This is a genomic window from Bradyrhizobium sp. P2_E8 (genome assembly GCF_056403875.1).
In genome coordinates this window covers 1-13451 of sequence record NZ_JBFUES010000084.1, presented here as the reverse complement: position 1 = coordinate 13451, position 13451 = coordinate 1, and the positions used below count along the sequence as shown (strand labels likewise).

The following is a 13451-nucleotide window of genomic DNA, read 5'->3' as shown; positions in this document are numbered from 1 at the left end:
CTCTACTGCACGGCGCTGTTCTTCGACGGGGCTCGTGGGCTCGTCGGCAAGCACCGCAAGCTGATGCCGACCGCGGGCGAGCGGCTGATCTGGGGCTTCGGCGACGGTTCGACCATGCCGGTGTTCGAGACCTCGCTCGGCAATATCGGCGCGGTGATCTGCTGGGAGAACTACATGCCGATGCTGCGCATGCACATGTACAGTCAGGGCATCAGCATCTACTGCGCTCCAACCGCGGATGATCGCGATACCTGGCTTCCGACCATGCAGCATATCGCCTTGGAGGGGCGGTGTTTCGTCTTGACGGCCTGTCAGCATCTCAAGCGCGGCGCCTTCCCGGCGGGCTACGAGTGCGTGCTGGGGGCCGATCCCGAGACCGTGCTCATGCGCGGCGGCAGCGCCATCGTCAATCCGCTTGGCAAGGTGCTGGCGGGGCCATGCTTCGAGGGTGAGACCATCCTGTATGCCGACATTGCGCTCGATGAGGTGACGCGCGGCAAGTTTGATTTCGACGCGGCGGGGCATTATTCCCGTCCGGACGTTTTCCAGCTCGTCGTCGACGATCGACCGAAGCGGGCGGTATCAACCGTCAGCGCCGATCGCGCACGCAATTGAGGGACCGATGCTCTTCGACATGGGCCAGCTTCCGGCGGATATCCGCTACAAGATTCTCACCGCGACCGTTACGCCGCGCCCCATCGCGTGGGTGACGACCCGCTCCCGGGACGGCGCCGCCAATGCCGCGCCCTTCAGCTTTTTCAACGTCCTCGGGCATGAACCGCCGACGGTCGTGCTCGGCCTGCTGCGCCATCCGAACAAGGGTTTGAAAGACACGGCGCAGAATATCGTCGAGACGCGTGAGTTCGTCGCTCACCTGGTGTCGCACCAGATGGCTGAATCCATGAACGCGACGGCCGTCGATGCTCCGGCCGGCGTCGACGAGATGGAGATTGCGGGGCTTCAAACACTGCCTTCGCAGATGGTCGCACCTCCGCTCATCAAGGGGTGCCCGGTGGCGTTCGAATGTCGCTCCCTCTCGGTTCAGGAGACCGGGCCCCGGCAGATCGCGGTGATCGGCGAGATCGTCTGCGCTCATGTGGCGGAGCAGTTCGTGATCGATGCACAGCGAGGCTATGTCGATACGGTCGGCCTCGACCTCATCGCCCGCATGCACGGGTCGGGCTGGTATGCGCGGCCTCGCGATCTCTTCCAGCTGGTGCGGCCGGCGCCGATCGAGTAGGGCGGCCGGCGCCGGGGCCTCCGGGTCGCCCCATGCGGCCGATTGACATCCAATTATTACATGTCTAAAAATATGCAAATTCATATAATTCGTGAGATGCCTGAATGGACGCGCATCCGCTCAAGCTCAAGGTCAGGTCGTATGCCGCGGAGACGCCGTTCATACGGAGCCTTGTGCTTGGCGTGGAGGACGGCCCCGTGCCGCGATGGCAGGCAGGCGCCCATGTCCGCGTGGCGCTCCCGAACGGAGGCGACCGGCCGTACTCGCTGATGGCCTTGCCGGGCCTCCCTGAGGGTGCGCTGGCCCTCGGGGTGCTGCGCGAGGAGGCCTCGACCGGCGGTTCGCAGTTCATGCATGCGCTGAAGATCGGCGATGTCGTGAAGGCGAGCGCGCCGGTGAACAATTTTCATCTGCACGAGGGGCCAGCGCCCGCGCTGTTGTTTGCCGGCGGCATCGGTGTCACGCCGATCCTGTCGATGGCGGCAGAGCTCACCGCACGCGCAAGTCCGTTTCGCCTGCATTACGCGGGCCGCACGCAAGGACTTTTGGCGTTCCTGCCGCATCTGCGGGACATTTGCGCCAAGGGCCTGTCCGTTCACTACGACAGCGACGAGTCCCGTCTGGATATTGCTGCGGCGCTCAGGGAAGCGGCCGCAAACTCCCACATCTACGTCTGCGGTCCTGCGGGGATGATCGACGCGGTGAAGGCGGCCGCGCTTGCCGGGGGCGTCCCGGCGGACCGCATCCACTATGAACTCTTCAAGGCGGAGCAGCCGTCTTCACCCGACCTGCCGTTTGAGGTCGAGATCAGATCGACCGGACAGGTCGTCGGCGTCGCGGCCGGCCAGACCATCATCCAGGCGCTGGAGGCGGCGGGCCTCGACGTGCTCTATGACTGCCAGCGCGGCGATTGCGGCATCTGCCAGTGCGGCGTGGTCGAAGGGGTGCCCGACCATCGCGACGTCATCCTCAGCGACGACGAGAAGGCCTCCAACAAGGTCATGCAGATCTGCGTGTCGCGCGCGAAGTCGGAACGTCTGGTACTGGATTTGTGAGGGAGGCGAGGGACGCCATGGCGAAATACGGAAGGGATGCCCACGCGATTGCGGCGCTGGTGCGCGAGGCCGAGGTTCATCGCGACGTCTATGTCGACCCCGAGATCTTCGAGCTCGAGATGGAGCATCTGTTCCCGAACAGCTGGGTCTATGTCGGGCATGCCAGCCAGTTGGCGAAGCCCGGCGATTTCATCACCGCCAATATCGGCCGGCAGCCGGTGCTGGCAAGCCGCCATACCGATGGCTCCATCCACGTGTTCTACAATCGTTGCCCGCACAAGGGCACGAAGCTCGCCTCCGAGCCCTGCGGCAACACCGGAAAGTTCTTCCGCTGTCCCTATCACGCCTGGTCTTTCAAGACTGACGGCTCGCTGCTCGCGATCCCCCTGAAGAAAGGCTATGAGGGCACCGGCTTCGGCGACACTCAGGCGAATGAAGGGCTGTCCAGGGTCAAGAACGTCGTCATCCATCGCGACTTCATCTTCGCTCGGCTGAGCGACAGCGGCGTGTCCTTCGAGGACTATTTCGGCGAGAGCCTTTCGACCATCGACAACATGGTCGACCGCTCGCCGGAAGGGAAGCTCGCCGTCATGGCGACGCCGATCCGCTACATGCACACCTGCAACTGGAAGATGCTGGTCGAGAACCAGACCGACACCTGCCATCCGATGGTCGCGCATGAGAGCTCGGCCGGCACCGCGGTGAAAGTCTGGAAGCGGGAACAGGGCGATTCCACGGAAACGCCGATGGCGGTGCAGCTCTACGGTCCCTTCATGAGCCCGTACGAGTTCTACGAGCAGAGCGGCATCAGGATCTGGCCGAACGGCCACGGCCATACCGGCGTCGCCAACTCCATCCATTCGAACTACTCGGATATCCCGGGCTATCTCGACCAGATGGTTGCGGCCTATGGCGAGAAGCGGGCGCACGAGATCCTCGGCGAGGTCAGGCACAACACCGTCTATTTCCCCAACATCATGGTCAAGGGCGCCGTCCAGATCCTGCGCAACTTCATCCCGATCGCGGTCGACAAGACGCTGGTCGAGAGCTGGGTCTATCGCCTGGTCGGTGCGCCCGACAAGCTCTACGAGCGGGCGCTGATGTACAACCGCTTCATCAACGCGCCGACCTCGATCGTCGGACACGATGATCTCGAAATGTATGAGCGGGCGCAGGAGGGGCTGAAGTCCAACGGCAATCAATGGGTCAATCTGCGGCGCCTCTACGAGAGCGATGAAGAGCATGACGTCACGGCGGTGATCAACGGCACCTCCGAGCGCCAGATGCGCAACCAGTTCCACGCCTGGGCGAAATTCATGACCATGGACATGGACAAGCGCGTCGAGGCCGCGGAATGATCACCGAGAAGACGATTACCGACTTCATCTATCGCGAGGCCGATCTGCTTGATACGATGCAATGGCAGGCCTGGCTCGATCTGTTTCACCCCGAAGGGCGCTACTGGATGCCGCTGGAATGGCAGCAGCAGGATCCGGTGCTCCAGCCGTCGCTGATGTACGAGGACCTGCTGCTCCTGAAGGTGCGGGTCGAGCGTCTCGCCGGCGAGCGCACCTTCAGCCAGAAGCCGAAGAGCCGTTGCCACCATCTGCTGCAGGCGCCGCAGATCGTGGCGTGCGACACGGCTGCCGGCGTGTTCAAGGCGCGGACGTCCTACATCTACACCGAGACGCGCGGTGACATGCTGGAGCGCTATTCGGGATGGGCCTCGCACGATCTCGTTCAGGTCGGCGATGCCCTGAAGATCAAGCTCAAACGCGTCGATCTCGTCAATTTCGACGCGCCGTTCCGCAACATCCAGCTCTTCATGTGAGACGAATTTGACCGCTGCGACCACAGTCTACGCCCGCTTTCGCGAGACCGCCCTTCGCCGCGGCGAGGCGGGCTTCCTCAACGTGCTGCCGGAGACGGCTGGCATCTACGGCATCGCGGCGGAGGAGATCTCCTATCGCGCCATGCTCGATCGGGTGGAGCGCTGGCGAGCGGCGTTTGCCAGCTGCGGCTATAGCGAAGGCCACCGGGTCGGGCTGCTGCTTCAGAACAGGCCGGTGTTCGTCGAGCTGTGGTTCGCGCTCAACGCGCTCGGCGTCTCCGTGGTGCCGATCAATCCGGATCTGCGGTTGAGCGAGCTCGAATACATCATCGCGCATTCCGAGATGAACGCGGCGTTCGTCCTTGCCGAGCGGCGCGACGAGGTGGAGACGGCGGCGCGCCAGGCCGGCCGGCCGATCCCCGTCGTGACCAGCGAGGACGAGGTACCCGCGCCATTCGGCGGMTTGCGGCAGGCGAGCACAAGTGACGGCTCGACCGAATGCGCGCTGCTCTATACGTCGGGGACGACGGGGCAGCCCAAGGGCTGCGTGCTCACCAACACCTATTTCCTGCATTCCGGCAACTGGTATCGCGACGTCGGCGGGCTGATCGCTCTCAAGCCGGATGGCGAGCGCATGATCACGCCGCTGCCGCTGTTCCACATGAACGCGATGGCGGTGTCGCTGATGGCGATGCTGTCGGTCGGCGGCAGCCTGACCATGCTCGATCGCTTCCATCCGCGTACCTGGTGGGCTTCCGTGCGTGACAGCCGCGCCACCTGCCTGCATTATCTCGGCGTCATGCCCTCGATGCTGATGAGCGCGCCGCCGTCCGGGCAGGACCGCGCGCACACCGTTCGCTTCGGCTTCGGCGCGGGCGTCGACAAGCTCCTGCACGCGCCGTTCGAGCAACGCTTCGGCTTTCCGCTGCTGGAGGCCTGGGCGATGACTGAGACGGGCAGCGGCGGCGTCATCGCCGCCAATGTCGAGCCGCGCAAGATCGGCACCAGCTGCTTCGGACGACCCGCACCCGAGGTCGACGTTCGTATCGTCGACGACAGCGGCAATGACGCCCCAAGCGGGACGCCGGGCGAGCTACTGGTGCGGCGGGCAGGCGCCGACCCGCGCTACGGCTTTTTCCGCGAGTATCTGAAGAACCCGCAAGCCACCGCCGAGGCATGGGACGGCGGCTGGCTGCACACCGGCGATATCGTGTCGCGCGATGCGGACGGCGATCTACATTTCGTCGACCGCAAGAAGAACGTGATCCGCCGTTCCGGCGAGAACATTGCCGCGGTCGAGGTCGAGTCCGTCCTCAACCGCCATCCCGCGATCCGCCAGGCCGCGGTTGCGGCGACGCCCGATCAGGTGCGCGGCGACGAGGTTGCGGCGGTCATCATCGCTGAGGAGGCCGGCGCCGGCCGCGCGCTCGCCGAAGACATCGTCCGCTGGAGCCTGGAGCAGATGGCCTATTATAAGGCGCCGGGCTGGATCTGCTTCGTCGACAGCCTGCCGCTGACCGCAACCGAGAAGATCCAGCGCGGCGGGCTGAAGGATTTTGTCGCAAGGCTGATGCGCGATGGCGCGTTCTTCGATCTGCGCGACCTCAAGAAGCGGCAGGTTTGATCATGGGCGAGATCCGCACGACACTCATCACCGGCGGCAATTCCGGGATCGGCGAGGCGCTGGCGAGAAAGCTGGTCGAGCGCGGGCAGCGCGTGGTCTCGGTCGGGCTGGAGAAGCCGGATTGGACCCATGATCTGCTCGCGGCCTATCGCGCTGATCTCTCCAATATCGAGGAGACGCGCGCGATCGCGCAGGAGATTGGCCGGAATCACGCCGTCGATTGCCTCGTGCACAATGCGGGAATCATCCTGCCGAACCTGCTGCCCGATGCGAAGCCGGAAGACATTCTGATGCTGGCGCAGTTGCACCTGGGCGCGCCGATGCTGCTGACCCAGGCGGCGCTGGAGGGGATGCGGTCGCGCCGCTTCGGGCGCATCGTGTTCGTCAGCTCGCGCGCCGCGATGGGCGCGGTGACGCGCTCGGCCTATTCGGCCACCAAGGCCGGCGTGCACGGCATGGCGCGGACCTGGGCGCTGGAGCTTGCCGCGAGCGGCATCACCGTGAACGTGGTCGCGCCGGGGCCGATCCTGACCGACAATTTCTGGGGCGTCATTCCCAAGGGCTCCGAGCAGCAGGAGCGGATGGCGCGCAACGTCCCGGTCGGGCGGCTCGGCTCGCGCGAGGATGTCGCGCACGCGATCAGTTTCTTCCTCGACGAGCGCTCGGACTTCGTCACCGGCCAGGTGCTCTATGTCTGTGGCGGCACCAGCCTCGTCGGCCTCGGTCCGTAACTCGTCAGATCTGGTTCTGCCGGATGTTCTCGACCATCCTGGCCAGCACGCGCGCGCAGACCTCGATGTCATCAGGATCGATGCCTTCGATCAGCTTGTCGTAGTTGTCCGCCATGACCGGCCAGATCTTGCGCAGCAGTGCCTCGCCGTCCGGCGTCAAACCCACGACGCGGCGGCGCTGGTCTTCCTCCGCGATCTCGCGCTTGACGAGCCCGGACGACACCATGGACTCGACCATGCGGCTCGCCGTCGACTGCTCGGTCACCGCGAGCACGGCGATCTCGTTGACGGTGAGGGTCTTGTAGATGAACAGGACCGACAGCGTCCGGAACACGACATTGTTGACGCCGTGTTCGCTCAGGTCGCGGTTCTGGTCGAGGTTCCAGCGATTGGCGAGCCGGTTGAACAGATACGGGATGTAGGTTTGCAGCTGGTCCCTGGTCCTCGGCGGACCCGACTTCCATCTGCTCTTGGATTCTCTGGCCATTATCTCTTGCGACTTTGCTTCTTGCTCTCGGTACGAAGTTTTGACGAGAGCGATTTCAACACGGACAGGGCGATGTCCAGCTCCTGGGCCGAAACGTTATCGAGCCGTTTGCCGAGATGCTTCTTGTGGACGTCGGCCGCTTTCCTGAACAGCGCTTCGCCCTTCGGCGTCAGGCGCACGATGAAGGAGCGCCGGTCCTCGCTCGACATCTCCTTGCTGATGAGGTCGTCGGCGAGAAGACGCTGCACGAGGCCCGAGACATTGCCGCCGGTCACTTTGAGGTTTTGCGACAGCTGCCCGAGCGCAAGTCCGTCCCTGTAGCGATCGAGCAGGGCCAGCACGTCGAATTTTGCGAGCGACAGGCCGAACTCGGAGCTCAGCATCGAATTCAGCGAGGCGAACAGCTCGCCATGCAGCGACAGCAATTGAAGCCAGAGCCGGGTCTCGATCTGCCCAGGGACGGGAACAATGTTCTCTTTGAGTGCTGCCGGCATCGCATGACCATCGAGTACAGAATGTCTCGTCGATTGGGGTGAATTATCGCGGGTCTTTCGCTCCGATTAGCAACCTGAGAATCGTAGTCAAGATTGATCCTGACGTCCTGCGAGGCGAACGGCAATCCAATCCTGCGTCCCGCGCCGATGGAATCATGCAAAAGTCTTGATGGTCTGGATCACGCCGTCGAGCTCCTTGCCGGCGCTGTCCTTCAGTGCCGCCTCGCGCAGGCGGCGCGCCCAGTCGGCGGCGTCATCGCGCCGTTCCACCAGCTTGATCGCCGCCAGCGTCTTGTCGAATTTCGACAGCCCCCGGCTGTGGGTATCGGAATAGCCTTTCACGAGGCGGCGGCATTGCAGGATCTCGACACCGAGCTGGTAGTTGGTGCCGACCGCGTCGGTCGCGGCCTTGAGCCATCCGTCGCGGTGAGCCGTCTCGATGGCGTGACGCAGCGAGCGGCGGCGCAGGCCGCGCAGGCCGCCCACGACATAAAGCGCCAGGAACCACGGCAGCGAGTAGGTCCGCACCCGGCGCCCCCGGTTGACACGGCGATCGAGCCAGCCAAGCAGGCGAGGCTTTCCGCCAAGCCAGCGGCCGAAGCCCGCGGGCAGCACGCCCATGACCTCCTCCATGCGGGGATGCATGAATTCGGTGGTCTGGAGCAGCTGTCCTTCCGACATCTCGAGCTCGGTCTCGATGCGCGCGCGGCGACCGGCGCGCGTTTTGAGGTCAGCGACGCGGATGACGTCGTCGTAGGTCATGGCGTTGGCGAGGTACTTTGCCGCGGCTTCCGTGAAGGCATAGGCCCGCGCGCCACCGCCGGCGTTCCGGTCGGCCGTGTGCAGCGTCTTGAGAATGTCGAGATACTCGGTGCCATAGGCGACGTCCTGGAAGTCGACCACCTTCTTCAGGCCGGCACGGGCCATGGTGAGTGCGGGCTCGGGGAGCTCCTGCTTCAATCTTGCGACGAGCGCGGCAAGATCYGGATCGGGCGTTGCGGGAGTGGGGAGACTGCCGGCCTGTTTCGGTTGCGGCGGCGCTGCAACGTCGGCAGCGCCGGTCTTGACCCGGTCAAAGGCGGCCTCGAACGTCTCGACGCTGGCCTTCGCGCCTTTCCCGCCTGCGCGGATCACGTCGAGATAGCTGTCGCGGCTGAAGGGCAGCACACCGGCTGCCGCGAGCGCGCCGAACATCGCGGCCGAGATGACGCTGCCATGCGCGATCGCGAGTGCGTTCAGGTCGAAGATGATCTCGGTCTTGGCGGCAACCCCGATGGCGCCGGTGACGGCGCCGCCGTCGGCGATGCCGTTGCCCGGCGCGATCTTCTCGCCGATCGCAAAGGACCGGTGGTTTGAGGCGATCAGCGTGGTGCGATCCGGCGTCACCAGGCCGCGCAGGATCGATCGGCCGGCCTCCATGAACTCCGCCGCCATCACCACGTCGACGTCGCCGGGCGTCGGCATCAGCGACAGGATCGGCTTGCGGCCGTCGAGCGGCGGCATCGCCTCGATATAGTAGATCGTGGCACCGGTGCGCTGCGCGACGCCGGGCACCGAGGTCGACTGCGCGACCCAGCCATGGTTCTCGGCAAGCTGCACGATCCAGTCGGTCAGGACGCCGCCGCCCTGGCCGCCCATCGCGACGATCGCGATCGAGATCGGCCGCTCGGTTGCCTCGCCCGCGGCGGGGAGGGCCAGCCGGATCGTCTCGTCCCTCATGCCAGTGCCTCGAGTGCCGGGCGCCGGCGATCACGCCGCCGTTGCAGCCAGCCGATCACGGCCATGGCGACCCTGGATTTGAAAATGTCCCAGCGGGTCGGATTGTGGATGACGTCGGCGCGATAGAACGAGGGGCAGAGCACGGCGGCCTCGGCGACCTCGCCGCAATTGCCGCAGCCGACGCAGGTATTGTCGATCGCCGCGACCGGATCGTCGCGCAAGGGATCGTCGAGCTGCTTCACCGACAGCGACGGGCAGCCGGAGAGCCGGATGCAGGCATGGTCGCCGGTGCACACGTCCTCGTCGACGCCGAAGCGCTCCTTGACGATGCGCACCCCGTCCTTGATCGCCTTGTTGATCTGCGGCTTCACACGGCGCTGCTTGTTCAGCATGCATTCGGAGGACGCGACGATGACCTTGGGGCCTTCGTCCTTGGTCGTCAGCGCTTCCTTCAGCGTGTCGCGCATCTTGCCGACGTCATAGGTGCGGTCGAGCTGACGCACCCACTGGCCGCCGATGCCCTTCACGGCCTTGACGATCGAATTGTTGGTGTCTCGCCGCTTGTTGATCGCGCGCGACGACAGGATGTCCTGACCGCCGGTCGCCGAGGTGTAGAAATTGTCGACGATGACGAACACGCCGTCATGCTTGTTGAACACGGCATTGCCGATGCCGCTGGTCAGTCCGTTGTGCCAGAAGCCGCCGTCGCCCATCACCGCGATCGAGCGCTTGTCGGCCTTGACGTTGAAGGCCGAGGTCGAGGCCGGGCCGAGGCCGAAGCCCATGGTGGTCGCGCCGATGTTGAAGGGCGGCAGGATCGAGAACAGATGGCAGCCGATGTCGGCCGAGACGTGGTGCTGGCCGAGCTCTTCCTCGACCAGCTTCATGGCGGCGAAGATCGGCCGCTCCGGGCAGCCCGTGCAGAGCCCGGGCGGACGCGCCGGCACGACCTGCTTGAGCTTCTCGACCGCGGGGTGATTGAGCACGGGCGCTGCGTCCGGCGCCGGCGGCCGGTTGCCGAGCAGCCGCGGCTCGGTCTTCTCCAAAAATTCCCTGACGCCGCCAAGCAGGACCTGCGCGGTGTAGTCGCCGCCCATCGGCAGCACGTCCTTGCCGTGGACGCGGGCCTGGATGTCCCTGCGGCGCAGCACCGTGTTGATCGCCTGCTCCAGATATTCCGGCTGGCCCTCCTCGACGATCAGCACGGCATCCTTGTCGACGCAGAACTCCGCGACCTCGGTGTCGATCACGGGGTAGGTGACGTTCATGACGTAGAGCGGGACTTGCGTGTTGCCATAGGCATCCGACAGTCCGAGATATTGCAGCGCGCGGATGACGTTGTTGTACATCCCGCCCTGCATGATGATGCCGACCTTGCCGTGCTTCGGTCCCATCCACTCGTTCAACTTGTTGTCCCGGATGAATCCGATGGCCGCGGGCATCCGCGTCTTGATCTTCTCCTGCTCGTGCTCATAGGCCGCCGGCGGCAGCACGATGCGATTGACGTCGCGCTTGGGATTGTTGAGCGCATCCTTGATGGTATGTGCCGGCTTGACGTTGTCCTTGCAGGCGAAGCTGCCGTGCATGTGACAGGCGCGGACGCGAACCTCGAGCATCACGGGCGTGTTCGAGAATTCGGAGAGCTCGAAGCCCTTCTCGATCAGGTTGACGATGCATTCATGGTCGGGGCGCGGGTCGAGCAGCCACATCTGCGATTTCATCGCAAAGGCATGGGTGCGCTCCTGCATGATGGAGGAGCCTTCGCCGTAGTCCTCGCCGACGATGATCATGGTGCCGCCGGTGACGCCGCCCGAGGCGAGATTGGCCAGCGCGTCGGAGGCCACGTTGGTGCCGACGGTCGACTTCCACGCCACCGCGCCGCGCAGGGGATACATCACCGAGGCCGACAGCATCGCCGCCGCGGCCGCTTCGTTGGCGGAGCTCTGGAACACGACGCCGAGATCGTCGAGCACGTCCTTGGCGTCGGCGAGCACGTCCATCAGATGCGAGATCGGCGAGCCCTGGTAGCCGCCGACATAGGCGACGCCCGATTGCAGCAGCGCCTTGGTGATGGCGAGAATGCCTTCGCCGCGGAACGTATCGCCGTCGCCGAGCCGGAGATCCTCGACTTCGCGAGCAAAAGACCGTTCAGCCATTGCACCCTCCAGAAATATGCGATAGCATACGTTTACATGTGAAGTAAGTCAACGCCGCGCCATGCTATCACGCTTGCGGACCTGCTCCGGCAAGGCGATCATGAGCCGGCGACAGGGTAGGGCCAATGCTGAAGCTGCCTCGCTTTAGAGCTGCCGCCGTCCAGGCTTCACCTGTCTATCTCAACGCCGGCGCGACAGCGACAAGGCGGCTTCACTGGTCCGTGAAGCCGCAGCGAATGGACGATATCGTCGATCTGCGGGTCAATCGGCGTCCGCTGGCGCCGCTTGGCCCGCGCAAACCGGAATGAAAGTTCGGGACGCGTCGCACGGACGACGCCACGAGACAGGACTTGGAGGATAGGATGCGCGAAAACACCGTCGGCCGGGCCAATGTCGAGGACACCCCCGAGCTCAAGGCCTATTACAAGGACCTCGAAAAGTACGAAGCCGGCGCCCTGTGGACGGTCGCCAACAAGATCGAGCCGTGGGCGCCGCAATCGGCATCGGTTCCCGTGCTCTGGCGCTACAACGATCTGCGCGAGCACGTGCTGCGCTCGGTGGAGCTGGTCTCGCCGGAGAAGGCGGGGCGGCGGGTGATCTATCTCAACAATCCCGGCCGCCGCGACGTCTCGGCCGCGGTCGGCTGGCTCTATTCGGGATTGCAGGTGATGCACCCCGGCGAAGTCGCGACCGCGCACGCGCACTCGGCCTCGGCCCTGCGCTTCATCATGGAGGGGGCGGGCGCCTACACCATCGTCGACGGTCACAAGATGACCCTGGGGGCTCGGGATTTCGTGCTCACGCCGAACGGCACCTGGCACGAGCACGGCGTCGAAGGCAATGGCTCCGTCTGCATCTGGCAGGATGGCCTCGACATCCCGCTGGTCAACGCGCTGGAGGCGAATTTTTTCGCGGTCCATCCCAAGGTGCAGCAGGAAGACTCCGGCTATCCCGTGGACGACATGACCAAGACCTGGGGCAATCCCGGTCTGCGGCCGGCGGATTCGCGATGGTCGAAGGGCTATTCCCCGATGTTCAAATACGAGTGGGAGCCGACCTACGAGTCCTTGCGGAAGTATGCCGCCGCGACCGATGGCTCACCCTATGACGGCATTCTCATGAACTACGTCAACCCGATCACCGGCGGGCACGTGATGCAGACGATCGGCGCCAGCATGCAGCTGCTGCGGCCGGGCGAGAAGACGAAGTCGCATCGGCACACCGGCAGCTTCATCTACCAGGTCGCCAAGGGCCGCGGCTATTCGATCATCGCCGGCAAGCGTTTCGACTGGCAAGAGCGCGACATCTTCTGCGTTCCCTCCTGGGCCTGGCACGAGCACGGCAACGCCTCGGACAGTGAGGACGCCTGCCTGTTCTGCTTCAATGACCTGCCCGTCATCGAGGGCCTCGGCTTCTACCGGGAAGAGGCCTATGGCGACAATGCGGGCCACCAGCCAGTGGCGGCCTGACGTCACCCGCAATTCAACCGAAAGAGCCGGATAGAGATTCGATGCGCCTTGTTACCTACACTTTGGGCTCCAGCGGTGCCCGCCTCGGGGTCCTCGTTGATGGATTGGTCGTAGACGTCGAGCACCTCGGTGCGTCGCAAGGCTTTGCATGGCCGAGCGACATGCTGTCGTTCATCGACAACAGCGTGACACTGTTGCCGGCGCTCAGGGAATGCCTGGACAATACCAATGGACGCTTGCCGGCCGGCTCCGCCGTTCCGGTCGAGGACGTCAAGCTGCAGGCGCCGATCCCGCGTCCGCGAAAGAACATCTTCGGCATCGGGCTGAACTATCGCGCGCATGTGGCGGAATCCGCCAAGAGCCTGGATACCGACAAGGACCTGCCGAAGCAGCCGGTCGTCTTCTCCAAGCCGCCGACCTCGGTGATCGGCCCGGGCGCGGCGATCCAGCACAACGCGAAGATGACGCAGCAGCTCGACTGGGAAGTCGAGCTCGCCGTCATCATCGGCAAGACCGCAACCCGCATCGCGACCGAGAAAGCGATGGAGCACGTCTTCGGCTATTCGGTGATGATCGACATTTCCGCGCGCGACAATCGCCGCGCCGGCCAGTGGATCTTTTCCAAGGGCATGGACACCTATGCAC

The 13451-nt window shown here is 64.6% G+C and carries 12 protein-coding genes and 1 pseudogene; 9 read left to right on the top strand and 4 right to left on the bottom strand.

What is annotated here, in order from left to right:
- From AC1D00_RS07305 to AC1D00_RS07275, 7 genes and pseudogenes are all read left to right on the top strand, one after another.
- Nucleotides 1-615, top strand: a pseudogene (locus tag AC1D00_RS07305) (nitrilase); the annotation flags it as partial.
- A gap of 7 nt (nt 616-622) precedes the next feature.
- The gene (locus tag AC1D00_RS07300; protein ID WP_477010197.1) at nt 623-1240 is read left to right on the top strand and encodes a flavin reductase family protein; all 618 of its coding nucleotides are present in this window, start codon (nt 623-625) and stop codon (nt 1238-1240) included.
- A gap of 104 nt (nt 1241-1344) precedes the next feature.
- The gene (locus AC1D00_RS07295) at nt 1345-2295 is read left to right on the top strand and encodes a PDR/VanB family oxidoreductase (RefSeq protein WP_135172804.1); all 951 of its coding nucleotides are present in this window, start codon (nt 1345-1347) and stop codon (nt 2293-2295) included.
- Nucleotides 2296-2312: 17 nt separating this feature from the next.
- Entirely contained in the window at nt 2313-3653 is a 1341-nt protein-coding gene (locus AC1D00_RS07290) for an aromatic ring-hydroxylating dioxygenase subunit alpha (RefSeq protein WP_477010196.1), read from the top strand.
- On the top strand, nt 3650-4126 hold the full coding sequence (locus AC1D00_RS07285) for an aromatic-ring-hydroxylating dioxygenase subunit beta (RefSeq protein WP_477010195.1): 477 nt from the start codon (nt 3650-3652) through the stop codon (nt 4124-4126). The genes AC1D00_RS07290 and AC1D00_RS07285 overlap by 4 nt, the downstream gene beginning before the upstream one ends.
- Before the next feature lie 7 nt (nt 4127-4133).
- The gene (locus tag AC1D00_RS07280) at nt 4134-5750 is read left to right on the top strand and encodes an ATP-dependent acyl-CoA ligase (RefSeq protein WP_477010194.1); all 1617 of its coding nucleotides are present in this window, start codon (nt 4134-4136) and stop codon (nt 5748-5750) included.
- A 2-nt stretch (nt 5751-5752) separates the two neighbouring features.
- Nucleotides 5753-6481: an SDR family NAD(P)-dependent oxidoreductase gene (locus AC1D00_RS07275; RefSeq protein ID WP_477010193.1), complete on the top strand. Its 729-nt coding sequence runs from the start codon at nt 5753-5755 to the stop codon at nt 6479-6481.
- 4 nt (nt 6482-6485) lie between these two features.
- Here AC1D00_RS07275 and AC1D00_RS07270 read toward each other — a convergent pair whose 3' ends face one another.
- The 4 genes from AC1D00_RS07270 to AC1D00_RS07255 all read right to left on the bottom strand — a co-directional run bounded on the left by AC1D00_RS07270 (nt 6486) and on the right by AC1D00_RS07255 (nt 11337).
- Nucleotides 6486-6968, bottom strand: a complete 483-nt coding sequence (locus AC1D00_RS07270) for a MarR family winged helix-turn-helix transcriptional regulator (RefSeq protein WP_027548879.1) — start codon at nt 6966-6968, stop codon at nt 6486-6488.
- Nucleotides 6968-7462, bottom strand: a complete 495-nt coding sequence (locus AC1D00_RS07265) for a MarR family winged helix-turn-helix transcriptional regulator (RefSeq protein ID WP_477010192.1) — start codon at nt 7460-7462, stop codon at nt 6968-6970. The genes AC1D00_RS07270 and AC1D00_RS07265 overlap by 1 nt, the downstream gene beginning before the upstream one ends.
- A 153-nt stretch (nt 7463-7615) precedes the next feature.
- Entirely contained in the window at nt 7616-9181 is a 1566-nt protein-coding gene (locus AC1D00_RS07260; protein ID WP_477010191.1) for an indolepyruvate oxidoreductase subunit beta family protein, read from the bottom strand.
- Nucleotides 9178-11337: a thiamine pyrophosphate-dependent enzyme gene (locus tag AC1D00_RS07255; protein WP_477010190.1), complete on the bottom strand. Its 2160-nt coding sequence runs from the start codon at nt 11335-11337 to the stop codon at nt 9178-9180. The genes AC1D00_RS07260 and AC1D00_RS07255 overlap by 4 nt, the downstream gene beginning before the upstream one ends.
- A gap of 362 nt (nt 11338-11699) precedes the next feature.
- Between AC1D00_RS07255 and AC1D00_RS07250 the strand changes: the two genes are divergently transcribed.
- Nucleotides 11700-12806, top strand: a complete 1107-nt coding sequence (locus AC1D00_RS07250) for a cupin domain-containing protein (protein WP_404554694.1) — start codon at nt 11700-11702, stop codon at nt 12804-12806.
- A gap of 41 nt (nt 12807-12847) precedes the next feature.
- Nucleotides 12848-13451 (top strand): fumarylacetoacetate hydrolase family protein (locus AC1D00_RS07245; protein ID WP_477010189.1); only part of this gene is annotated, 604 nt, incomplete at its 3' end.